Below are 22,352 nucleotides of genomic sequence, written 5' to 3'. Positions count from 1 at the left end.
CCGGCTGGTGCGCGGGCTGGTCCCGCTGGGGTGGTCAAGCGTACGGCGGGGGCGGGCGGCCCCGGTCAGCCGCCCAGGTGTTCGCCGGGGGCGACCCGCACGCCGCGGGCCCAGTCGGCGGCGCGCATCGGCTTCTTGCCCTGGGGCTGCACCCAGTCCAGCTCGACGGAGTGCGAGCCGGTGCCGACGTGGACGTGCTGCTTGCCCGCGTCGAGGGCGCCGGGCTCCTGTCCTGTGCGGTCGGGCGCGGGGGTGACCTGGCGGAGCTTCAGGCGTTCGCCGCGGAACGTCGTCCAGGCGCCGGGCGCGGGTGTGCAGGCGCGTACGCGGCGGTGGACGGCGAGCGCGGGGGCCCGCCAGTCCACGGCGGCGTCCTCTGCGGTCAGCTTGGGCGCGGTCGTCACGCCGTCGAGGGGCTGGGGCACGGCGTGCAGGGAGCCGTCCTCGATGCCGTCCATCGTGGCGGCGAGGAGACCGGAGCCCGCGAGGGCGAGCCGGGTGAGGAGGTCGCCGCTGGTGTCCTGGGGCCTGATCTTCTCGGTGATGACGCCGTAGACCGGGCCGGAGTCGAGCCCTTCCTCGATGAGGAACGTGCTGGCGCCCGTCATGTCGTCACCCGCCAGGACCGCGTGCTGGACGGGGGCGGCGCCGCGCCAGGCGGGGAGCAGCGAGAAGTGCAGGTTGACCCAGCCGTGCCGGGGGATGGCGAGGGCGGAGACGGGCAGCAGCGCGCCGTACGCGACGACCGGGCAGCAGTCGGGCGCGAGGGCGCGCAGCCGTTCCTGGAAGTCGGGGTCGCGCGGGCGGGCCGGGCGCAGGATCTCGATGCCCGCCTCGGCGGCGCGCTGGGCGATCGGGCTGGCGACGAGGCGGCGTCCGCGTCCCGCCGGTGCGTCCGGACGGGTGACGACGGCGACGACCTCGTGCCGGTCCGACGCGAGCAGGGCGTCCAGGGCGGGGACGGCGACCTCGGGGGTACCGGCGAAGACGAGCCTCATCGTGTCTTGGGGACCTCTCGGGCAGGTGAAACGGGCTGCGGGCCGGGTTTTCCGGGGAACCGGCGAGCCAGTCTATGTCCGTTCCCCGGCACGCTCCCCGGCCGCCCGGGACGGGTGCGCGCGGGAGTCGGCGGGCTCCGCCACGTTGACGAAGGCGCGCCCTGTGCGTGACTCCTGCACGCATGGCGCGTTGGTCAAAGGAGATTGACCGAGACGGGCCCGGTCAGGCCCGTCGTACCTAGACACCGGTTCGAGAGGCTTGTTCATGGCCGACAACGCCACCCCCGACGCTCAGGCACGGGCCAGTCTGCACCTGCTGGTGCGGGACATCGAGCGGGTGCGCCGACAGGTGGACGCGCTGCGGACGCTCACCGCGCAACTGGGCAATGTCTACCGCCCCCGCCGCACCGGCCCGTCCGCGGGCTTCGTCGTCTACGGCCGGGCACCGGCGCCGACGGTCCGGCTCGCGCAGGAGCTCCGCGACAGCGTGGAGTCCCTCGTGACGGCAGCGGTGGACTTCGATCGTTCGCTCGGTTTCTCCTGGGACGCCGTCGGCTCGGCGCTCGGGGTGACCAAACAGGCGGTGCACCGCCGGTACGGCGCCCGGCGCGCACCCGTGCAGGGGCAGGCGCAGGGTCCCGCGCGCGAGAGCGCGCGGCCCGAGCCCCTGGCCCCCGGCGTACCGCCCGCACGCCCCGTGCCCGGCAGGCCGGGCCAGCAGGTGAGCGGTGACAGCAGGGCCGGGGTCTTCCCCGGCCAGCGGAACTCCTGATCCGGCACGCGGTTGCCGGGATCCGCCCGCCGCGTGGGTCGTACGCGACCCACGCGGCGGCGCCGTGCGCCCGTCGGGGCCGGGCGGTCCCGGGCGTCAGTGGCAGTGCTCCTGCCGTCCGAGGGTCGTCTCGGCGGTCACGCCGGGGCGGGTCCACTGCGGCGCGGGGCGGCCGGTCGGGCCCCAGGTGGGGTTCCCCGCGACGTCCGTGCGCCAGTACCAGCACGGGCCGTTCCCCTCCGGTCGGCCCGCGGGGTTGTCCTGCCACGCCTCGCCGCGGCCGTGGGGCGTCATGTCGAGCAGGGCGAAGAACGGGGAGGCCACCTCGTTGCCGCGGCCCGTCGTGGAGTAGGTGAGGAACACGCGGTCGCCCGCGCGCAGGAAACAGCTGAGGTACCCCATCTCGCCGCCCACCGGCTCGTCCAGGCCGCGCACCGAGTACCAGGGCTGGGTGTAGCCCATGAACCCGGTGAAGGCGGCGACCTCCTCCCAGCGGCCGGTGGTGAGGACGGCGAACGAGACGCCGCGCGCGTTGAGGTAGACGGCGTCCTGCAGGTGCCAGGCCGCCGCGGTGCAGCCCTCGCACTGCCCCTGGTGCGGCGCGCCGTCGTGCCACATGTGCTTGTAGACCAGCAGCTCGTCGCGGCCCTGGAACAGGTCGAGGAACGGCACGGGCCCGTCAGGTCCGACGACCTCGGCCGTCCCGTCGAACTCCACCATCGGCAGACGGCGGCGGGCGGCGGCTATGGCGTCGCCCTCGCGGGTGTGGGCCTTCTCGCGGACCAGCAGCTCGTCGCGGGCCGCCTGCCAGCCTGACAGGTCGGCGAGGGGCGGGAGACCGGGCGGCAGGGCGGTCAGGTCGTCGGGCGTGGTCGTCATGGTGTCCTCCGTCATGTGCCGGGCGCCGTACGGCGTGTACGGCACCGGGGCAGACTCGTGGCACGGCCGGAACTCATCGCGGCGCACGACGCGCGGGGCCGTCAGCCGATGTCGCGCGGGTCGATCGTCACGCGGGCGACCGGCCCGTCGCGCCGCGCCAGCCGCGCGGCCACCGCCGCCTTCAGGGCGGCGGCCAGCGCCCCTCCGGCGCCGGGCGGCACCCGGACGAGCGCCCGTTCCCACCGCTCCCCCGGCGGCGGATCGCCGGGGCGGCGGGCGCGGCCCGGCGCGGTGACCGGCAGGGGCACCGGGCCCAACACCTCGGCCTGCGGCGGCAGTTCCGCCGCGCCGAGGAGCGCGGCGACGGCCTCGTCCGTGCCGATGACGGCCGCCATCCGGGAGACGGGCGGGAAGCCGAGGGCCGCCCGGTCGGCCAGCTCGCGCAGCGCGAACCCGGCAGGATCCCAGCGCACCAGCGCCTGCACGGGCCGCTCCAGGGGCTCCCCGAGGACCACGACGGTGCCGCCGTCGTCCCGTGGCCGCACGAGCGCGGCGGCGTTCATCCACAGCCGCAGCGCCTCCTCCGCCGCCCGCAGGTCCTGCCGCCCCAACAGGGCCCAGCCGTCGAGCAGCAGCGCCGCCGCGTAGCCGGGGCCCTCGGGAACGGGCTCGGCGCCCGGCGTGCTGACGACGAGGGCGGGCCGGTCGGGCACGGTCGCGAGGACGTGGTCGCGGCCCGACGTGCGGACCGGGACGGCGGGGAAGGCGCGGCCCAGTTCCTCGGCGGTGCGCCGCGCCCCGACGACCACGGCGCGCAGCCGCCTGCCGCCGCACTCGGGGCAGTGCCAGTCGGGCGCGGGGACGCCGCACCAGGCGCAGCCCAGCGCCTCGGCGGGGCCGCCCGAGGCGAGGGGCCCGTGGCAGCGGTCGCAGCGGGCGGCCGTCCGGCAGCGGTCGCAGGCGAGGCGGGGCGCGTAGCCCCGGCGCGGGACCTGCACGAGGACCGGGCCCGCGGCGAGCCCTTCCCGCAGCGTCTGCCAGGCGAGGCTGGGGAGCCGCGCGGTGCGGGCGGCGGGGTCGCGTGCCTCGTCGCCGTCGCCGACGGTACGGACCAGCGGCGCGGCGGCCCGGACGGTGTCCCGCCCGGCGGCCAGCGGTCTGGCCCAGCCGGAGTCCACGAGCTGGGCGGCCTCGGCGGTGTGCGCGTGGCCGCCGAGGAGGAGGGCCGCGTCGTCCAGGGCGGCGCGCAGCGTCAGGACGTCGCGGGCGTGCGGCTGGGGGGCGTTGATGTCGTGGTGGGCGGAGTCGCCGTCGTCCCACAGGGCGACGAGGCCGAGGCCGGTGACGGGCGCGAACATGGCGGCGCGCGTGCCGACCACGCAGCGCACGGCGCCCCGGCGTACGGCGAGCCAGCGCCGGTAGCGCGCCTCGGGGCCGGAGTCGGCGGTGAGCAGGACGTGGTGTCCCGGCCCGGTGAGGGCGGTCAGCGCCGCGTCCACGCGGGCGGCGGCGCGCCCGTCGGGGAGGACGGCGAGGGCGCCGCGTCCGGCGGCCAGCGCGGTCGCGAGGACGCGGGCCAGCTCGTCGGGCCACTGCGGGCCGGGGAGGGCCGTCCACACGGCGCGGGGGGCGCCGCCCGAGGCGAGGGCGGCGAGGTATCCGGCGGCGTGCGGGTAGCGCGTCCAGCCGCCGGGTTCGGGGGCCTGGGGCGGGGCGGGCGCCGGGGGGGACGCGGCGCGTTCCGCCCTGGCCATGCGGGGCGGGACGGCGAGCTGCACGACGTCGGCGAGCGAGCCCGCGTAGCGGTCGGCCACCGACCGGCACAGCCGCAGGAGTTCCGGGCCGAGGACCGGCTCGGTGGACAGGACCTGGGCGAGGGGGGCGAGGACGCCGGGGAAGTCGCTGGTGGCGCGGCGCTCGACGACGAAGCCGTTGATCAGCCCGCCGCCCTCACGCCGCCCGTCGCGCTGTCCGGCGCCGAAGCGCACCCGGACCCGTACGCCCGGCTGCGCGTCGGCGTCCATGGCGGCGGGCACCGCGTAGTCGAAGAGGTGGTCGAGATGCACCAGGCCCTTGTCCACCAGGACGCGGGCGACGGGCAGCCCCTCCGCCAGGGGCGCGCCGCGCCAGGTGCGGGGCGGGGCCTTCCGCCCGCCCTCGCGGCGGGCCGCCGCGCGGATGAGGGCGAGCTGTTCGCCGCCCCTGGCTCCGCTGGCTTCCTGACTCACGGCGTCCAGTACAACAGATGGGTCGGACACCGCCCCCCGCCCCGGCACGCGGGAGGGAGGGCGGAGCCGCAGCTCAGAGGCCGGTGACGGCCCGCAGGGCGTCCACGCGGTCGGTGCGCTCCCAGGTGAAGTCGGGCAGCTCGCGGCCGAAGTGGCCGTAGGCGGCCGTCTGGGCGTAGATCGGACGCAGCAGGTCCAGGTCGCGGATGATCGCGGCGGGACGCAGGTCGAAGACCTCGGTGATGGCCTGCTCGATCTTCTCCACCGGGACGGTCGCCGTGCCGAAGGTCTCGACGAACAGGCCGACCGGCTCCGCCTTGCCGATCGCGTAGGCGACCTGCACCTCGCAGCGCGCGGCGAGCCCCGCGGCCACGACGTTCTTCGCCACCCAGCGCATCGCGTAGGCGGCCGAACGGTCCACCTTCGAGGGGTCCTTGCCGGAGAACGCGCCGCCGCCGTGCCGCGCCATGCCGCCGTACGTGTCGATGATGATCTTGCGGCCGGTGAGCCCGGCGTCGCCCATCGGGCCGCCGATCTCGAAGCGGCCCGTCGGGTTGACGAGCAGCCGGTAGCCCTCGGTCTCCAGCTTGATGCCGTCGCCGATCAGGGCCTTCAGCTCGGGCTCGACCACGAACTCCTGGATGTCGGGCGCGAGGAGCGAGTCGAGGTCGATGTCCGAGGCGTGCTGGCTGGAGACGACCACCGTGTCGAGCCGGACGGCCTTGTCGCCGTCGTACTCGATGGTGACCTGCGTCTTGCCGTCGGGGCGCAGGTAGGGGATGGTCCCGTTCTTGCGGACCTCGGAGAGGCGGTGGGAGAGGCGGTGCGCCAGCCGGATCGGCAGCGGCATCAGCTCGGGCGTCTCGTCGCAGGCGTAGCCGAACATGAGGCCCTGGTCGCCCGCGCCCTGGCGGTCCAGCTCGTCCTCGTCCCCCTCGACCCGCGACTCGTACGCCGTGTCCACGCCCTGCGCGATGTCGGGCGACTGCGAGCCGATGGACACCGAGACGCCGCAGGAGGCGCCGTCGAAGCCCTTCTTCGACGAGTCGTAGCCGATCTCCAGGATCCGGCCGCGCACCAGGGTCGCGATGTCCGCGTACGCCTTCGTGGTGACCTCCCCGGCCACGTGGACGAGGCCGGTCGTGATCATCGTCTCGACGGCGACGCGCGAGCTGGGGTCCTCGCGCAGCAGCGCGTCGAGGATCGTGTCGCTGATCTGGTCGGCGATCTTGTCGGGGTGACCCTCGGTCACGGATTCCGAGGTGAACAGGCGGCGGGACACATCGCTCCCTGGGTTGCAGCGGCTGCTGACTGAAATGTCTGACGACCGCCCGTGGCGGCGCTCGGTCGGCGTCAGTCTAACCGGCGCGCGTCCGGCCGGGCCCGAAGGCTCGGCGGCGGTCGGCCCGCGCGTCCACCGTGGTCGTACCGGCTTCCGTACGGTGTCCGTAGCGTATCCGTCGCGGAGCGCCCGCCGGAAGACGCGTACCGTAGTTCGAGACGGCCGGTCCGGTGGGCGGACGTCCCCGGCGGGGTCAGCGGGCGTCCAGGAGGCGCGCGACGACGTCCCAGACGCGGTCGGCCAGCGCCTCCTTCGGCCCGTGGGGCACCGGCGTCTCGGCGCCGCCCGCCTCGACGATGACGGCCTCGTTCTCCTCGGTGCCGAACGCGAGCCCTTCGCCGACGCGGTTCACCACCAGGAGGTCGCAGCCCTTGCGGGCGAGCTTGGCGCGGCCGTTGGCGAGGACGTCCTCGGTCTCGGCGGCGAACCCGGCGACCACCTGCCCCTGCGGCCGGTCGGCGGCCAGTCCCGCGAGGATGTCGGGGTTGCGGACCAGGGCGATCGGCTCGGGCTCGTGGCCCTCGCGCTTCTTGATCTTCTGCCCGGCGCGCACGGCGGGCCTGAAGTCGGCGACGGCGGCGGCCATCACGACGGCGTCGGCGTCGGCCGCGGCCTCCCTGACCGCCTTCTCCAGCTCGTCCGCGCTGCCGACCGGGACGACGCGCACGCCCGCCGGGTCGGGCAGGGCCGTGTTGGCGGCGACCAGGGTGACGCGGGCGCCCCGCGCGGCGGCGGTGCGGGCGAGGGCGTAGCCCTGCTTGCCCGAGGAGTGGTTGCCGAGGTAGCGGACGGGGTCCAGCGGCTCCCTGGTGCCCCCGGCGCTGACCACCACGTGCCGCCCGGCCAGGTCGGCGGGGACGGGCGCGGCGCCGCGGGCCAGCACCCGGCGGCAGACGTCGAAGAGCGCGGCCGGGTCGGGCAGGCGGCCCTTGCCGGTGTCGGCGCCGGTGAGCCGCCCCTCGGCGGGCTCGATCACGACGGCGCCCCGGCGGCGGAGCGTGGCGACGTTCTCCCGGGTGGCGGGGTGCTCCCACATCTCCGTGTGCATCGCGGGCGCGAAGACCACGGGGCAGCGGGCGGTGAGCAGGACGTTGGTCAGCAGGTCGTCGGCGCGGCCGGTGGCGGCGCGGGAGAGGACGTCGGCGGTCGCCGGGGCCACGACGACGAGGTCGGCCTCCTGGCCGATGCGGACGTGCGGCACCTCGTGCACGTCGTCCCACACCTCCGTCGCGACGGGCGCGCCGGACAGGGCGGACCAGGTGGGGGCGCCGACGAACCGCAGCGCGGCGGCCGTGGGCACCACCCGGACGGCGTGCCCCGACTCGGTGAGGCGCCGCAGCAGCTCACACGCCTTGTACGCGGCGATCCCGCCGCCCACCCCGAGCACGACCCTGGGCTGATCCCTCACCGGCACCTCCGCGTACTGACGTCACTGGGCGCACGCGGCGGTCACCGCGGCGCGACATGCCGCGGGCCCGGCAGCGGGTGGCCGCCGGGCCCGGGGACGAACTGCCGGGGCACCGCCCCTGGCACCACTCAGTCGGTGGCGCCTTCGACGGCCTCGGAGGTGAGCAGGCCCGCGTTGATCTCGCGCAGCGCGATGGACAGCGGCTTCTCGTGGACATGGGTGTCCACCAGCGGCCCGACGTACTCCAGCAGCCCTTCACCGAGCTGGGAGTAGTAGGCGTTGATCTGCCGCGCGCGCTTGGCCGCGTAGATCACCAGGCTGTACTTCGAGTCGGTGGCCTCAAGCAGCTCGTCGATCGGCGGGTTGATGATGCCCTCGGGCGTGGTCATGGAGGAGGACACGCGTCGCCTTTCCCTGGTTGTGGCCTAACGAATCAAGGCTAGCAGCTCGGCCGCGACCGCCTCGACCGAGGTGTTCACGAGTGTGACGTCGAACTCGGGCTCCGCGGCCAGCTCGGTACGGGCGACGGTGAGCCGCCGTTCGATCACGTCGGGCGGCTCGGTGCCGCGGCCGGTGAGGCGGCGGACCAGCTCGTCCCAGCTGGGCGGGGCCAGGAAGACGAGGCGCGCGTCGGCCATGGAGGCGCGGACCTGGCGTGCGCCCTGGAGATCGATCTCCAGGAGGACGGGCTCGCCCCGCTCCAGCCGTTCGAGGACGGCCCGGCGGGGCGTGCCGTAGCGGTTCCCGGCGAACTCCGCCCATTCGAGCAGCTCGCCGTTGGCGACCAGCTTGTCGAACTCGCCGTCGTCCACGAAGAAGTACTGGACGCCGTGGCGTTCCCCGGGCCGTGGCCGCCGGGTGGTGGCCGACACGGACAGCCACAGCTCGGGGTGGGCCTTGCGCAGATGGGCGACGACCGTGCTCTTGCCGACCCCGGAGGGGCCGGAGAGCACGGTCAGCCGCGGACGATCGGTCATACGGTGATTATCCCGGTTCCCGGCGGAGCGGGAAAATCTCAGGCGGCACCGGTGCCGAACTCACGCTCCAGCGAGGCGATCTGGTTCGAACCGAGCCCGCGGACGCGGCGGCTCTCGGAGATGCCGAGCCGCTCCATGATCTGCCGGGCACGGACCTTGCCGACGCCGGGCATCGACTCCAGGAGGGCACTGACCTTCATCTTGCCGATGACATCGTTCTCCTGGCCCTGCTTGATGACATCGTGCAGCGAGGCGCCGGAGTGCTTGAGCCGATTCTTGACCTCGGCGCGCTCCCGGCGAGCCGCGGCTGCCTTCTCAAGCGCGGCTGCGCGCTGTTCAGGGGTAAGGGGCGGAAGAGCCACGCCTGCGTCACCTCGGTTGTCGAACTGTCGGATACGGAACATGGAACGGTGAGGAACCTAACGGCACCGCACCGGCGGGGCAACGAACAACGCGCTCGGCGCCCCGCTCTCGGTGGAGACTAGCGGGGCTCACGGCGTTTAGTCAGCGGTAATCGACAAAAAGTCCTGGTCAGCTGTGAGCCCTTGGCGACATTTCCGACATATGAGCACGACCGCACGGGCCGTTCGGTTCCGGGAACCGGCCCGCTACACGCCGACGCCGGTGAAGCGGGCCACCTCGGCCGCCTCCCTGGCCGCCGCGTCCCGCAGCGCGGCGACGCCGGGACCGTGCCGCAGCACACCCCGGCTGACGCTCGGCAGCACGTTCCCCACCGCGTCGCCGAACACGCGCGGCAGGTCGGCGGCGGTCGCCCCCTGCGCGCCGATGCCGGGCGCCAGCAGCGGCCCGTTGATCGCGAGCCCGCCCGGCCCCGCGGGCGTCCCGCCGGGCCCGGTGGCGAGCGTGGCGCCCACGACGGCGCCGAACGAGCCGAGCGGGGACGCCCCCGCGTTCTCCGCGCGCAGCCTGTCGAGCACCAGACGGCCCAGGGACGCCCCCGCGGCGGTCACGGCGGACTGGACCTCGGGGCCCTCCGGGTTGGACGTCAGGGCGAGCACGAAGACGCCCGAGCCGGTCGCCGCGGCCAGGTCGAGGGCGGGCCGCAGCGCGCCGAAGCCGAGGTAGGGGCTCAGGGTGACCGCGTCGGAGCGCAGCGGGGCGCCCTCGCCGAGGAACGCGGCGGCGTACGCGGCCATGGTGGAGCCGATGTCGCCGCGCTTGGCGTCCATGAGGACGAGCGCACCGGCGTCCCTGGCGTCCGCGACCGCCCGCTCCAGCACCGCCACGCCCCGCGAGCCGAAGCGCTCGTAGAAGGCGCTCTGCGGCTTCAGGACGGCGACCCGGTCGGCCAGCGCCTCCACCACGGTGTGCGTGAAGCGCTCCAGGCCCGCGACGTCGTCGCCGAGCCCCCAGTCGGCCAGGAGGGCGGCGTGCGGGTCGATGCCGACGCACAGCGGGCCGCGTGTGTCCATGGCACGGCGCAGGCGGGCGCCGAACGGTTCTGGCGCGTTCGTCATACGGAGGTCCTTCCTGCGTGGGCGCCGACCGCGTCGGCGAGGGTCGCGTACGGGCTCGCCGCCAGCCGCGCGGCCAGCCCCCGGTTGACGGCGCGGGCCCAGGCAGGGCCCTCGTAGATGAAGCCGCTGTAGCCCTGGACGAGGGTCGCGCCCGCGAGGACGCGCGCCCAGGCGTCGTCGGCGGTCTCGACGCCGCCGACGCCGACGAGCGTCACCCGCCCGCCGACGCGCCCGTACAGGCGCGCCAGGACGGCGAGGGACCGGTCCTTCAGCGGGGCGCCCGAGATGCCGCCGGGGCCGAGCGCGGCGACGGCGTCGGCCGGGCTGCTGAGCCCTTCGCGGGACACGGTGGTGTTGGTGGCGATGATGCCGTCGAGCCCGAGGTCGAGGGCCAGGTCGGCGATCGCGTCGATGTCCTCGTCGGCGAGGTCGGGCGCGATCTTGACGAGCAGCGGCACCCGCCGCTCGGGGACGGCGCGCCCCGCGGCCTCGCGGACGGCGCTCAGCAGCGGGTGGAGGCGGCTGGTGGCCTGGAGGTCGCGCAGCCCGGGCGTGTTGGGCGAGGAGACGTTGACCACGAGGTAGTCGGCGTGCTGCGCCAGGCGCTCGGTCGAGGTGACGTAGTCGGCCACGGCGTCCTCGTCCGTGACGGCCTTGGTCTTGCCGATGTTGACGCCCACGGCCGGGCCGCCGCGCGGCCGGCCGCGGCGGGCGAGCCGCGCGGCGACGGCGGCCGACCCGTCGTTGTTGAACCCCATGCGGTTGAGCAGCGCGCGGTCGCGGACGAGGCGGAACAGGCGCCGCGGCGGGTTGCCCGCCTGGGGCAGGCAGGTGACCGTGCCGATCTCGACGTGGTCGAAGCCGAGCATGCCGAGGCCGTCGATGCCCACCGCGTTCTTGTCGAACCCGGCGGCGAGGCCGAAGGGCCCCGGCAGGTCGAGCCCGAGGGCCGTGACGCGCAGCTCCGGGTGCGGCGGCGCGAACGCGGCGCGGACGGCTGCCCGCAGCCCGGGGACGCGGGCGGTCGCCCGGATGAGGGCGAACGCGAGCCGGTGCGCCGCCTCGGCGTCGATCCGGCGCAGGACGGTGCTGTAGAGGGCGCCGTAGAGGCTCACGCGGCTCACCGTTCGCGCGCGGCGGTCAGGTCGCGCGCGTGGTCCTGGAGCGAGCGGACGCCGATGTCGCCGCGCAGCAGCGCGTCGATGCCCTGGACGGCGGCGGCCAGCGCCTGCACGGTGGTCAGGATCGGCACGCCGCGGGCGACGGCGGCGGTGCGGATCTCGTAGCCGTCGAGCCGACCCCCGGTGCCGTAGGGCGTGTTGACGATCAGATCGACCTGTCCCTCGTGGATGAGCTGGACGATGGTCGGCTGGCCCTCCGGCCCCGGGCCCTCGCCCTGCTTGCGGACGACGGTGGCGTGGATGCCGTTGCGCCGCAGCACCTCGGCGGTGCCCGAGGTGGCCAGCAGCTCGAAGCCGTGCTCCGCGAGGGCGCGCGCCGGGAAGATCATGGCGCGCTTGTCGCGGTTGGCGACCGAGACGAACGCCCGGCCCTTCGTCGGCAGCGTGCCGTAGACGGCGGTCTGCGACTTGGCGTAGGCGGTGCCGAAGACGGTGTCGATGCCCATGACCTCGCCGGTGGAGCGCATCTCGGGGCCGAGGACGGTGTCCACGCCGCGCCCGTGGATGTCCCGGAAGCGGGACCACGGCATCACGGCCTCCTTGACGGAGATCGGCGCGTCCAGCGGCAGGCTGCCGCCGTCGCCCTCGGCGGGCAGCATCCCCTCGGCGCGCAGCTGCGCGACGGTGGCGCCCAGCGAGATGCGGGCCGCCGCCTTGGCCAGCGGCACGGCGGTGGCCTTGGAGGTGAACGGCACGGTGCGGGAGGCACGCGGGTTCGCCTCCAGGACGTACAGGATGTCCCCGGCCAGGGCGAACTGGATGTTGATCAGCCCCCGGACGCCGACGCCGCGCGCGATCGCCTCGGTGGAGGCGCGCAGGCGCTTGATGTCGTGGGCGCCGAGGGTCATCGGCGGCAGGGCGCAGGCCGAGTCGCCGGAGTGGATACCGGCCTCCTCGATGTGCTCCATGACGCCGCCGAGGAACAGTTCCTCGCCGTCGTAGAGGGCGTCCACGTCGATCTCGATCGCGTCGTCGAGGAAGCGGTCGATCAGGACGGGGTGCTCGGCGATCAGCCCGGCGTGCTCGCGCAGGTACGCGGCGAGCGCGGGCTCGTCGTACACGATCTGCATGCCGCGCCCGCCCAGGACGTAGCTGGGGCGGACCATGACGGGGTAGCCGATGCCGGTGGCGATCGCGGCGGCCTCGTCGAAGGAGAAGGCGGTGCCGTACTTGGGCGCGGGCAGCCCGGCCTCCTCCAGCACGCGGCCGAACGCGCCCCGGTCCTCGGCGAGGTGGATCGCCTCGGGCGAGGTGCCGACGACCGGCACGCCGTTGTCCTTCAGCGCCTGCGCGAGCCCGAGCGGCGTCTGGCCGCCGAGCTGCACGAGGACGCCCGCGACGGGCCCCGCCTGCGTCTCCGCGTGGACGATCTCCAGGACGTCCTCCAGCGTGAGCGGCTCGAAGTACAGCCGGTCGGAGGTGTCGTAGTCGGTGGAGACGGTCTCCGGGTTGCAGTTGACCATCACCGTGTCGTAGCCCGCGTCGCTGAGCGCGAAGCAGGCGTGGACGCAGGAGTAGTCGAACTCGATGCCCTGGCCGATGCGGTTGGGGCCCGAGCCGAGGATGAGGACGGCGGGCCGCTCGCGCGGGGTGACCTCCGTCTCCTCGTCGTAGGAGGAGTACAGGTACGGGGTGCGGGCGGCGAACTCGGCGGCGCAGGTGTCCACCGTCTTGTAGACCGGCCGGACGCCGAGGGCGTGCCGCACCTGGCGCACGACCTCCTCGCGCAGGCCGCGGATGTCCGCGATCTGGGCGTCGGAGAAGCCGTGGCGCTTGGCGGTGCGCAGGAGTTCCGGGCCGAGCTGGTCGGCGTCGGCGATCAGCCGGGCCGTCTCGTGGACGAGGAACAGCTGGTCCACGAACCAGGGGTCGATGCGGGTGGCCTCGAAGACCTCCTCCGGGGTCGCGCCCGCGACGACGGCACGCATGACGGTGCCCAGCCGCCCGTCGGTGGGGACGGCGGCGAGCCGCAGCAGGGCTTCCTTGTCGGCGGGGTCTGCCGGGGCGGCGGAGTCGGCGGCGCCGGGGGCGAGGGCGGAGAAGTCGAACGGCGCGTCCTTCTTCTCCAGGGAGCGCAGCGCCTTGTTGAGCGCCTCGGTGAAGTTGCGGCCGATCGCCATGGCCTCGCCGACGGACTTCATGGTCGTCGTCAGCGTGGCGTCGGCGGCCGGGAACTTCTCGAACGCGAACCGGGGCACCTTGACGACGACGTAGTCGAGCGTCGGCTCGAAGGACGCGGGCGTCTTCTCGGTGATGTCGTTCGGGATCTCGTCCAGCGTGTAGCCGATGGCCAGGCGGGCGGCGATCTTGGCGATCGGGAAGCCGGTGGCCTTGGAGGCGAGCGCGGAGGAGCGGGAGACGCGCGGGTTCATCTCGATGACGACGACCCGGCCGTCCTCGGGGTTCACCGCGAACTGGATGTTGCAGCCGCCGGTGTCCACGCCGACCTCGCGGATGACGGCGATGCCGATGTCCCGCAGGATCTGGTACTCGCGGTCGGTCAGCGTCATCGCGGGCGCGACCGTGATGGAGTCGCCGGTGTGCACGCCCATCGGGTCGAGGTTCTCGATGGAGCAGACGACGACCACGTTGTCGTTGCGGTCGCGCATCAGCTCCAGCTCGTACTCCTTCCAGCCGAGGATCGACTCCTCAAGCAGCACCTCGGTCGTCGGGGACAGGGCGAGGCCCTGCCCGGCGATGCGGCGCAGCTCGTCCTCGTCGTGCGCGAAGCCGGAACCGGCGCCGCCCATGGTGAACGAGGGGCGGACGACGACCGGGTAGCCGCCCAGCTCCTCCACGCCCGCGAGGATGTCGTCCATCGAGTGGCAGATGACGGAGCGGGCCGACTCGCCGTGCCCGAGCTGGCCGCGCACGGTCTCCACGACGCCCTTGAACAGCTCGCGGTCCTCGCCCTTCCTGATGGCCTCGACGCTGGCGCCGATCAGCTCCACGCCGTAGCGCTCCAGCGTGCCCGCCTCGTGCAGGGCGATGGCGGCGTTCAACGCGGTCTGGCCGCCCAGGGTCGGCAGGAGCGCGTCGGGGCGCTCCTTCGCGATGATCTTCTCGACGAACTCCGGGGTGATCGGCTCGACATAGGTCGCGTCGGCGATCTCCGGGTCGGTCATGATGGTGGCCGGGTTGGAGTTGACGAGGACGACCCGCAGCCCCTCGGCCTTGAGCACACGGCAGGCCTGCGTGCCCGAGTAGTCGAACTCGGCCGCCTGCCCGATCACGATCGGACCGGAGCCGATCACCAGTACGGACGTGATATCCGAACGCCTAGGCACGCCGGTCCTCCATCAGGGAAACAAAACGATCGAACAGGTAGGCCGCGTCGTGCGGGCCCGCCGCGGCCTCGGGGTGGTACTGGACGCTGAAGGCGGGCCGGTCGAGCAGCCGCAGCCCCTCGACGACGTCGTCGTTCAGGCAGACGTGGGAGACCTCGGCGCGGCCGAAGGGGGTCTCGGAAGGACCGTCGAGCGGCGCGTCCACGGCGAAGCCGTGGTTGTGCGCGGTGACCTCGACCTTGCCGGTGGCCAGGTCCTTCACCGGCTGGTTGATGCCGCGGTGGCCGTACTTCAGCTTGAAGGTGCCGAAGCCGAGTGCCCGGCCGAGGACCTGGTTGCCGAAGCAGATGCCGAACAGCGGGGTGGCGCGTTCCAGGACGCCGCGCATCAGCGCGACGGGGTGGTCGGCGGTGGCGGGGTCGCCGGGGCCGTTGGAGAAGAACACGCCGTCGGGCGACGACGCGTAGATCTCGTCCAGCGTGGCGGTGGCGGGCACGACGGTCACCTCGATGCCGCGCTCGGCCATGCGGTGCGGCGTCATGCCCTTGATGCCGAGGTCCACGGCGGTGACCGCCAGGCGCTTGGTGCCGAGGGCCGGCACGGTGTACGGCTCGGTGACGGCCACCTCGGCGGCCAGGTCGGCGCCCGCCATCTGCGGCGCGGACCGTACGCGGGCCAGGAGGTCGTCCTCCCGGGCGCCGAGGGCCGGGCCGGAGAAGATCCCGGCGCGCATCGCGCCGCGCTCGCGCAGGTGGCGGGTGAGGGCGCGGGTGTCCACGCCGCCGATGCCGACGACGCCCTGGGCGGCCAGCTCCTCGTCCAGCGTGCGCACGGAGCGCCAGTTGGACGGGGTACGGGCGGGGTCGCGGACGACGTACCCGGCGACCCAGATGCGGCGGGACTCCGGGTCCTCGTCGTTGACGCCCGTGTTGCCGATGTGCGGCGCGGTCATCACGACGATCTGGCGGTGGTAGGAGGGGTCGGTCAGCGTCTCCTGGTAACCGGTCATGCCGGTCGAGAAGACGGCCTCCCCGAAGGTCTCCCCCACCGCGCCGTACGCCTGGCCGCGGAAGGTGCGGCCGTCCTCCAGGACGAGCAGCGCGGGGGTCGGGCTGGCTGTGGTCATCGTGCGCCTTCTTCGCTGTGCGGGCCGGGGGTGGTGGGTGGGCCGGAGGCGGGGGCGGCGACGCCCTCCGGCAGATAGGTGCCCAGGGCCTCGACCCAGGCGGCGTGCCCGGCGGCGGTGTCCGAGCGGAACCCTGAGTCGAGCAGCCGGTCGCCGTGCTCCCAGGTCAGGACGAGCAGGCCGCCCTCGGTGAGGACCTTGCCCGCGATGCCCTTGTCGAGGCGGGCCCCGCGCAGCCGGGCGGCGGGGATCAGGAAGTCACCGGCGCCGGTGCCGGTGACCGTCACGCCCGCGTCCGTCAGGTCGAGCCTGACCCGGCTGCGGGCGCCGAGGCCGCGCGCGACGATGCGGTCGAGCCACTGCCCCGCGGTCGTCGAGCCGTGGTAGCGGCCGGTGAGCGTGAGGCGGGGCGTGGCGTCGTCCTCCGGCACGGGGGGCAGTTCCGGCAGGTCGCCCTGGAGCGTGGCCCGCCATTTCCAGCCCTCGCGCATCAGCCAGTAGACCAGGGCGACGAACAGGGCGATGCCGACGAGCCAGGCGATGCGTTCGCCCCAGTCGGTGACCTCCTGCGACCTGCGGGTCTCCTCGGCCAGCGGGGCGGCGAGTGCGGTGAGGGCGTGCGGCGCGTTCATGCGAGCTTCCCGTCCCGGACCGTGGCCCGTCCGCGCAGGAACGTGTGGACGACCCGGCCCGGCAGCTCACGGCCGCGGTAGGGCGTGTTGCGGCTGCGGGAGGCGAAGGCCGCGGGATCGACGGGCGCGCGGTGCGCGGGGTCCACCAGGGTCAGGTTGGCGGGCTCGCCGACGGCGACCGGCCTGCCCTGGCCCGTGAGCCGCCCGATGGCGGCGGGCCGGTACGACATCCGGTCGGCGACCCCGGCCCAGTCGAGCAGCCCGGTGTCCACCATCGTGTGCTGGACGACGGACAGCGCCGTCTCCAGGCCGATCATCCCCATGGCCGCCGCGCCCCACTCGCAGTCCTTGTCCTCGTGCGGGTGCGGGGCGTGGTCGGTGGCCACGCAGTCGATGGTGCCGTCGGCGAGCGCGGCGCGCAGCGCGAGGACGTCCTCCTCGGTGCGCAGCGGCGGGTTGACCTTGTAGACGGGGTCGTAGGAGCGGACCAGCTCGTCGGTCAGCAGCAGGTGGTGGGGCGTCACCTCGGCCGTGACGCGCCAGCCCTTCGACTTGGCCCAGCGGACCAGCTCGACGGAACCCGCCGTGCTGACGTGGCAGATGTGCAGGCGGGAGCCGACGTGCGCCGCGAGCAGGACGTCGCGGGCGATGATCGACTCCTCGGCGACGGCGGGCCAGCCGCCGAGGCCGAGGTCGGCGGAGACGGTGCCCTCGTTCATCTGGGCGCCCTCGGTGAGCCGCGGCTCCTGGGCGTGCTGTGCGACGACGCCGTCGAACGCCTTCACGTACTCCAGCGCGCGCCGCATGATGACCGCGTCGTCCACGCACTTGCCGTCGTCGGAGAAGACGGTCACCCCGGCGGCGGAGTCGTGCATGGCGCCGAGTTCGGCGAGCTGCCTGCCGCCGAGGCCGACGGTGACGGCGCCGACCGGCTGGACGTCGCAGTAGCCGGAGGCGGCGCCGAGGCGCCAGACCTGCTCGACGACACCGGCGGTGTCGGCGACGGGGAAGGTGTTGGCCATGGCGTGCACGGCGGTGAAGCCACCGGCCGCCGCGGCGCGGGTGCCGGTGAGGACGGTCTCGGAGTCCTCGCGGCCCGGTTCGCGCAGGTGGGTGTGGAGGTCCACGAGCCCTGGCAGCAGCACGAGGCCGGTGGCGTCGATGACCTCGGCGCCGTCCGCGGCGAGGCCGGTGCCGGTCGCGGCGACGGTGCCGCCGTCGATCAGGAGGTCGGCCGGGTCGCCGCCGAGGACGCGGGCGCCGCGGATCAGTGTCCGGTTCTGGTCGGTCGGGTCAGCGCTCATGCCAGCGTGTTCTCCTCGGTGCGGGTGGTGCTCACGGCCGGCTCCGAGCCGCCGAGCAGCAGGTACAGGACGGCCATCCGGACGCTGACGCCGCCGGAGACCTGCTCGACGGCGGTGCAGCGGGGCGAGTCGGCGACCTCGGCGGTGATCTCCATGCCGCGGTTCATCGGGCCGGGGTGCATGACGATCGCGTGCTCGGGCATGCGGGCCATCCGGTCGCCGTCGAGACCGTAACGGCGGGCGTACTCACGCTCGGTGGGGAAGTACGCGGCGTTCATGCGCTCGCGCTGGACGCGCAGCATCATCACGGCGTCCGACGTCGGCAGGACGGCGTCGAGGTCGTAGGACACCTCGCAGGGCCACACGCCCGCGCCGACCGGCAGCAGGGTGGGCGGCGCGACGACGGTGACCTGCGCGCCGAGGGTCGTGAGCAGGTGGATGTTGGAGCGGGCCACGCGGCTGTGCAGGATGTCGCCGACGATGGTGACCCGCCGCCCCGACAGGTCCTTGCCGAGGCCGCCCGAGGGCCCGGCGACGAGGCGGCGGCGGATGGCGAACGCGTCGAGCAGCGCCTGCGTCGGGTGCTCGTGCGTGCCGTCGCCCGCGTTGACGACGGCGCCGCCGATCCACTCGGAGGTGGCCAGCCGGTGGGGGGCGCCCGAGTCGTGGTGGCGGATGACGACCGCGTCGGCGCCCATCGCCTCCAGGGTGAGCGCGGTGTCCTTCAGGGACTCGCCCTTGGAGACGGACGAGCCCTTGGCGGAGAAGTTGATGACGTCGGCGGAGAGACGTTTCGCCGCCGCCTCGAAGGAGATCCGGGTGCGGGTCGAGTCCTCGAAGAACAGGTTGACGACCGTCCGGCCGCGCAGGGTGGGCAGCTTCTTGATCGGCCGGTCGGCGACGCGGGCGAGTTCCTCGGCGGTGTCCAGGACGAGGACGGCGTCGTCGCGCGTGAGATCGGCGGCCGAGATGAGGTGACGCTTCATCAGTGCCTTCCGTGGGTCCAGGCGATGGCCTGGCCGAGAGCCGAAAAGGGGGGTGTGCGGCGTGCTGGCATGACGGGGCTACGGCCCGGCGAGGGACATGGGTCAGCGCCCGTCGGCGGCCGGGGACTGCCCGCGCACGCCGAGGAGCACGCCGTCGCGGCCGTCCTCCTCGGTGAGCAGGACCCGGACGGTCTCACGCTGCGACGTGGGGATGTTCTTGCCGACGTAGTCGGCCCTGATCGGCAGCTCGCGGTGGCCCCGATCGACGAGCACGGCGAGCTGCACGGCGCGGGGGCGCCCGATGTCGTTCAGCGCGTCGAGGGCGGCCCTGATGGTGCGTCCCGAGAAGAGCACGTCGTCCAGGAGGATCACCAGACGGCCGTCGATGCCGTCGCCCGGGATCTCGGTGCGTGCCAGCGCGCGGGCGGGGCGCATCCGCAGGTCGTCCCGGTACATCGTGATGTCGAGGGAGCCGACGGGCACCGGATGGCCGGTGATCTCGCGCAGCCGGGCGGCGAGCCGCCGGGCGAGGAAGACACCCCTGGTCGGGATGCCGAGGAGCACCACGTCGTCGGCGCCCTTGGCGCGCTCGACGATCTCGTGGGCGATACGGGTCAGGGCGCGCGCGATGTCCGGGGCCTCCAGCACGGAGCGGGGGGCGGACGGGTCGGCGGCGTCGGGGTGGGTCGGTACGGTGCTGCTGTCGTCCATGGCGCAGGACCTCCTTCCCCGCCTCACGGGACGGGTCTTAAAGGACGTCGTTCGATCGCCGTCGAGCGTATCAGGCCCTTCGGCACGCTCCGCATCGCCCCAGGTCAGAGGCAACTCTGCGATCCCGGCTTGACGGGATAAATCACGCTGCGTAACATCACAGTGAGTTACCAAAAGCCGTCCGGGGAGACACATGTCCAGCGAATACGCCAAACAGCTCGGAGCGAAGCTCCGGGCCATCCGCACCCAGCAGGGTCTGTCGCTCCATGGGGTCGAGGAGAAGTCGCAAGGCCGCTGGAAGGCGGTCGTGGTCGGTTCCTACGAGCGCGGCGACCGTGCCGTCACCGTGCAGCGCCTCGCGGAGCTGGCGGACTTCTACGGGGTGCCCGTCCAGGAGCTGCTGCCCGGCTCCACGCCCGGTGGCGCCGCCGAGCCGCCGCCGAAACTGGTCCTCGACCTGGAGCGGCTCGCCACCGTGCCCAGCGAGAAGGCGGGCCCGTTGCAGCGTTACACCGCGACCATCCAGAGCCAGCGCGGTGACTACAACGGCAAGGTCCTCTCGATCCGCCAGGACGACCTGCGGACACTGGCCGTGATCTACGACCAGTCGCCCTCCGTGCTGACCGAGCAGCTCATCAGCTGGGGCGTGCTCGGCGCCGACGCGCGCCGGGCGGTCCAGGCGGACGAGAGCTGATCCCGGCCCGCCTGCGGACACACCGGAGGCGGGGCACCGAGCGGTGCCCCGCCTCACGTGACCACGGGCGGCCGTGCCGCCGCCGCGGGGACCCTCGCGGGCCCTCGGCGCCGTCAGCGGCGCAGGGAGGGCTTCAGGTCCTTCAGGCGGCCCAGCAGACCGTTCACGAACGCCGGGGACTCGTCCGTCGAGAACTCGCGCGCGAGCTGCACGGCCTCGTCCAGCACCACGGCGTCGGGAGTGTCGTCCTCCCAGATCAGCTCGTAGGCGGCGAGCCGCAGGATGTTGCGGTCCACGACCGGCATCCGGTCGAGCGGCCAGCTGACGGCGTACTGGGCGATCAGCTCGTCGATCCGCTCGGCGCGCGGCTCGTAGCCCTCCACCAGGGTGCGGGTGTACTCGCTCACCGGTGGCTGGCGCTCGTCGCCCCGCGCGAGGGCGACCCAGCCGGCGAGCACCTCGGTCGGCGCTGCGGCGCGCTGGTCGGCTTCGAAGAGGATCTGCAGGGCTCGTTTGCGGGCCTTGCTGCGGGCGGCCACGGTTAGCTGTTCACCCGGCCGAGGTAATCGCCGGAGCGGGTGTCCACCTTGATCTTCTCGCCGGTGGTGATGAACAGCGGGACGCCGATCTCGTAACCGGTCTCCAGCCGCGCGGGCTTGGTGCCGCCGGTGGAACGGTCACCCTGCACACCGGGCTCGGTGTACTCGATGACCAGCTCGACGGCCGCGGGCAGCTCGACGAACAGCGGGTTCTCCTCGTGGATGGCCACGGTGCAGTCCTGGCCCTCCAGCAGGTAGTTGGCCGCCTGGCCCACGGTCTCCGGCGTGACGTAGAGCTGCTCGTACGTCTCGGTGTCCATGAAGACGAAGTCGGAGCCGTCCTTGTAGGAGAACTGCATCCCCCGCCGGTCCACCGTGGCCGTGTCCACCTTGGTGCCCGCGTTGAAGGTCTTGTCCACCACCTTGCCTGAGAGCACGTTCTTGAGCTTGGTACGGACGAAGGCGCCGCCCTTGCCGGGCTTGACGTGCTGGAACTCGACTACGGACCACAACTGGCCGCTGTCGAGCTTGAGCACCATGCCGTTCTTGAGGTCGTTCGTGGTGGCCACGGTTGCGGAATCTCCTACACACTGCTGCTTGGGGAGACCACGGTCCCCCCGCGCGGCTGTCCCCGGACGGGGTCACAGGGCGAGGAGCTCCTTGGTCGTGATGGTGAGTAGCTCAGGTCCGCCGTCCGCCGGTGGGCGGACGACGAGCGTGTCGTCGATCCGGACACCGCCCCGGCCTGGAAGATGGACCCCCGGCTCGACGGTGACCGGCACACAGGGGCCAAGTCTACCCATGGCGGCGGGGGACAGCCGAGGGTCCTCCCCGATCTCCAGGCCCACCCCGTACCCCGTGACCGGCCCCAGCGCGGTCCCGTGCCCGGCCGCCGTGATGACGTCCCGCGCCGCCCGGTCCACCGCGCGCAGCTCCGCGCCCGGCACCAGCGCCTCCCGCGCGGCCCGCTGAGCGGCGAAGACGACCTCGTACAGCTCGATCTGCCAGTCGGCCGGGGTCGTGCCGATGACGAACGTCCGGCCGATCTGGCAGCGGTAGCCGCGGAAGCTGGCGCCGAGCCGCACGGTCAGGAAATCCCCTTCCTCGACCCGGCGGTCGGTCGGCCGGTGCCCGGCCAGGCCCGAGTTGCCGCCGGTGGCGACCGAGGTGGGGAACGCGGGCCCGTCCGCGCCGTGATCGACCAGCCGCCGTTCCAGCTCCAGCGCCAGATGGCGCTCCGTCCTGCCCACGAGGATGGACTCCAGCAGCTCGCCCAGGGCGCGGTCGGTGATCTCGGCGGCGCCGCGCAGCGCGGCGATCTCCTCCTCGTCCTTGACGAGGCGCTGCCGCTCCACCGCGCGGTCCAGGTCGGTGAGGAGGGCGCCGGGGGCGGCGGCGGCGAGCTTGCGGTGCCGCGTCACGGTGAGGTGGTGCTCCTCGACGGCGAGGGACGTCACGCCCGCCGTCGCGGCCATCCGCACGGCGGCGACGGCCGGGTCCTCACCCGCCTCCAGGACGGCCGTGCGCAGCCCCGACTCCTCGGGGACGCCGGGCCCCGGCCAGCGCGGGCCCGACGGGGGCGGGCCGACCGGGTCCACCGTGGGGTCGCGGTGGGCGAGGAGCACGTCGTCCCCCTCGGGGCCCAGCAGCAGGGCCGCCCCTGCGGGCACGGGACCGGCGAGGTAGCGGACGTTGGCAGGTCTGGACACGACGATGGCGCCCGCACCCGCCGGGGCGGAGCGGGCACGCAGCTGTGAGCGCCGACCGGCGAGTACCTCGGACATGCGTCGAGCCTACGCAGCGGGGACGC

At 74.0% G+C, this 22,352-nt stretch carries 21 protein-coding genes; 2 read left to right on the top strand and 19 right to left on the bottom strand.

All coding sequences use genetic code 11. From position 1 onward, the window contains the following. Positions 1-65: 65 nt before the first annotated feature. Positions 66-998: a methionyl-tRNA formyltransferase gene (gene fmt, locus IF27_RS18920; protein WP_052850838.1), complete on the bottom strand. Its 933-nt coding sequence runs from the start codon at positions 996-998 to the stop codon at positions 66-68. A 265-nt stretch (positions 999-1,263) separates the two neighbouring features. Here fmt and IF27_RS18915 point away from each other — a divergent pair, with 265 nt between their 5' ends. Next, positions 1,264-1,770 carry a hypothetical protein gene (locus tag IF27_RS18915; protein ID WP_052850837.1) on the top strand — a complete coding sequence of 169 codons (507 nt, stop codon included), beginning with the start codon at positions 1,264-1,266 and terminating at the stop codon, positions 1,768-1,770. Between the two features lie 96 nt (positions 1,771-1,866). Here the strand turns inward: IF27_RS18915 and IF27_RS18910 are convergent, their stop codons facing one another. The 15 genes from IF27_RS18910 to pyrR form a co-directional block, all read right to left on the bottom strand. After that, on the bottom strand, positions 1,867-2,649 hold the full coding sequence (locus tag IF27_RS18910; protein ID WP_052850890.1) for a DUF899 family protein: 783 nt from the start codon (positions 2,647-2,649) through the stop codon (positions 1,867-1,869). 101 nt (positions 2,650-2,750) lie between these two features. Beyond that, positions 2,751-4,877, bottom strand: a complete 2,127-nt coding sequence (locus tag IF27_RS18905) for a primosomal protein N' (protein ID WP_476713127.1) — start codon at positions 4,875-4,877, stop codon at positions 2,751-2,753. 73 nt (positions 4,878-4,950) lie between these two features. Next, complete coding sequence (gene metK, locus IF27_RS18900) at positions 4,951-6,159, bottom strand: methionine adenosyltransferase (RefSeq protein WP_052850836.1); 1,209 nt, start codon at positions 6,157-6,159, stop codon at positions 4,951-4,953. A 253-nt stretch (positions 6,160-6,412) separates the two neighbouring features. Further along, complete coding sequence (gene coaBC, locus IF27_RS18895) at positions 6,413-7,627, bottom strand: bifunctional phosphopantothenoylcysteine decarboxylase/phosphopantothenate--cysteine ligase CoaBC (protein WP_052850835.1); 1,215 nt, start codon at positions 7,625-7,627, stop codon at positions 6,413-6,415. A gap of 128 nt (positions 7,628-7,755) precedes the next feature. After that, on the bottom strand, positions 7,756-8,028 hold the full coding sequence (gene rpoZ, locus IF27_RS18890; protein WP_052850834.1) for a DNA-directed RNA polymerase subunit omega: 273 nt from the start codon (positions 8,026-8,028) through the stop codon (positions 7,756-7,758). Between the two features lie 24 nt (positions 8,029-8,052). Beyond that, complete coding sequence (gmk, locus tag IF27_RS18885; protein WP_052850833.1) at positions 8,053-8,604, bottom strand: guanylate kinase; 552 nt, start codon at positions 8,602-8,604, stop codon at positions 8,053-8,055. A 38-nt stretch (positions 8,605-8,642) separates the two neighbouring features. Next, positions 8,643-8,966: an integration host factor gene (locus IF27_RS18880; RefSeq protein ID WP_052850832.1), complete on the bottom strand. Its 324-nt coding sequence runs from the start codon at positions 8,964-8,966 to the stop codon at positions 8,643-8,645. A gap of 246 nt (positions 8,967-9,212) precedes the next feature. Then, positions 9,213-10,082: an orotidine-5'-phosphate decarboxylase gene (gene pyrF / locus IF27_RS18875; RefSeq protein WP_052850831.1), complete on the bottom strand. Its 870-nt coding sequence runs from the start codon at positions 10,080-10,082 to the stop codon at positions 9,213-9,215. After that, on the bottom strand, positions 10,079-11,197 hold the full coding sequence (locus IF27_RS18870) for a quinone-dependent dihydroorotate dehydrogenase (RefSeq protein WP_052850888.1): 1,119 nt from the start codon (positions 11,195-11,197) through the stop codon (positions 10,079-10,081). Before IF27_RS18870 ends, pyrF begins: the two co-directional genes overlap by 4 nt. A 5-nt stretch (positions 11,198-11,202) precedes the next feature. Further along, positions 11,203-14,550: a carbamoyl-phosphate synthase large subunit gene (gene carB, locus IF27_RS18865; protein ID WP_052850830.1), complete on the bottom strand. Its 3,348-nt coding sequence runs from the start codon at positions 14,548-14,550 to the stop codon at positions 11,203-11,205. Continuing rightward, positions 14,543-15,676: a glutamine-hydrolyzing carbamoyl-phosphate synthase small subunit gene (gene carA, locus IF27_RS18860; RefSeq protein ID WP_052850829.1), complete on the bottom strand. Its 1,134-nt coding sequence runs from the start codon at positions 15,674-15,676 to the stop codon at positions 14,543-14,545. The genes carB and carA overlap by 8 nt, the downstream gene beginning before the upstream one ends. Beyond that, positions 15,673-16,308, bottom strand: a complete 636-nt coding sequence (locus tag IF27_RS18855) for a PH-like domain-containing protein (RefSeq protein ID WP_223291105.1) — start codon at positions 16,306-16,308, stop codon at positions 15,673-15,675. The genes carA and IF27_RS18855 overlap by 4 nt, the downstream gene beginning before the upstream one ends. Next, positions 16,305-17,612 carry a dihydroorotase gene (locus IF27_RS18850; protein ID WP_052850828.1) on the bottom strand — a complete coding sequence of 436 codons (1,308 nt, stop codon included), beginning with the start codon at positions 17,610-17,612 and terminating at the stop codon, positions 16,305-16,307. Before IF27_RS18850 ends, IF27_RS18855 begins: the two co-directional genes overlap by 4 nt. After that, a complete protein-coding gene (locus IF27_RS18845; protein WP_052850827.1) occupies positions 17,609-18,598 on the bottom strand; it encodes an aspartate carbamoyltransferase catalytic subunit in 990 nt (329 codons plus the stop codon). Before IF27_RS18845 ends, IF27_RS18850 begins: the two co-directional genes overlap by 4 nt. Before the next feature lie 102 nt (positions 18,599-18,700). After that, the gene (gene pyrR, locus IF27_RS18840; RefSeq protein ID WP_052850826.1) at positions 18,701-19,309 is read right to left on the bottom strand and encodes a bifunctional pyr operon transcriptional regulator/uracil phosphoribosyltransferase PyrR; all 609 of its coding nucleotides are present in this window, start codon (positions 19,307-19,309) and stop codon (positions 18,701-18,703) included. A gap of 193 nt (positions 19,310-19,502) precedes the next feature. Here pyrR and bldD point away from each other — a divergent pair, with 193 nt between their 5' ends. After that, entirely contained in the window at positions 19,503-20,003 is a 501-nt protein-coding gene (bldD, locus tag IF27_RS18835; protein ID WP_052850825.1) for a transcriptional regulator BldD, read from the top strand. A 113-nt stretch (positions 20,004-20,116) separates the two neighbouring features. Here bldD and nusB read toward each other — a convergent pair whose 3' ends face one another. The 3 genes from nusB to IF27_RS18820 form a co-directional block, all read right to left on the bottom strand. Next, on the bottom strand, positions 20,117-20,542 hold the full coding sequence (gene nusB, locus IF27_RS18830; RefSeq protein ID WP_052850824.1) for a transcription antitermination factor NusB: 426 nt from the start codon (positions 20,540-20,542) through the stop codon (positions 20,117-20,119). A 2-nt stretch (positions 20,543-20,544) separates the two neighbouring features. Beyond that, positions 20,545-21,111: an elongation factor P gene (gene efp, locus IF27_RS18825; RefSeq protein ID WP_052850823.1), complete on the bottom strand. Its 567-nt coding sequence runs from the start codon at positions 21,109-21,111 to the stop codon at positions 20,545-20,547. A gap of 72 nt (positions 21,112-21,183) precedes the next feature. Further along, positions 21,184-22,326: a M24 family metallopeptidase gene (locus tag IF27_RS18820; protein WP_052850822.1), complete on the bottom strand. Its 1,143-nt coding sequence runs from the start codon at positions 22,324-22,326 to the stop codon at positions 21,184-21,186. Positions 22,327-22,352: the final 26 nt, after the last annotated feature.

It is taken from the genome of Streptomyces avicenniae, assembly GCF_000719135.1.
GTDB lineage: Bacteria > Actinomycetota > Actinomycetes > Streptomycetales > Streptomycetaceae > Streptomyces > Streptomyces avicenniae.
This window is presented reverse-complemented; position numbering and strand designations above follow the sequence as displayed.